The sequence below is a fragment of the Oceanospirillum sediminis genome (assembly GCF_014164585.1).
Lineage (GTDB): Bacteria > Pseudomonadota > Gammaproteobacteria > Pseudomonadales > Halomonadaceae > Oceanospirillum > Oceanospirillum sediminis.
In genome coordinates this window covers 1-459 of record NZ_JACJFM010000132.1, presented here as the reverse complement: position 1 = coordinate 459, position 459 = coordinate 1, and the positions used below count along the sequence as shown (strand labels likewise).

1 protein-coding gene is annotated in these 459 nt (G+C 31.6%); it reads left to right on the top strand.

What is annotated here, in order from left to right; genetic code table 11:
- Positions 1–117: 117 nt before the first annotated feature.
- On the top strand, positions 118–459 hold a 342-nt coding region (locus tag H4O21_RS28130), incomplete at its 3' end, for a hypothetical protein (protein ID WP_220495856.1).

Genomic DNA, 459 nt, shown 5'->3' with positions numbered 1-459 from the left:
CATTTTAACACTAAAACTAAGCTGTCGCACGTTTTGTATAAAGGTGGCGTAAATTTATTAAAATCGAAAGTCTAAAACGCATTAATTTTTTAAAATTATACTAAGATGAAGAAGAAGTTGGAATCTGAGTTAGTGAGTATTGCACATAGAATTCTTAAATTAAAAGGAAGGGAAGATGTTTTAAGGATGCATGAAGAAGCACGCTTGCTTTATGAAAAGCTGTCGGTTTTAAAATTTGCACATGAAAATTTTGACGATGATATTCCAACGATAGGCAACAATTCTTCATTTTTTGACATGTTGGATACCGCCTTCAATAATAAAATAAGTGATAATATTGAGGTTGAAGATAAAATTTATATCAATTTGGATGATGTGGTTGACGATGATATCTCAGAACCTGTTATGAACAAAATCAAGGATATGGTAGAGTTTATGCCAGAGGAAACAAAGCAACAG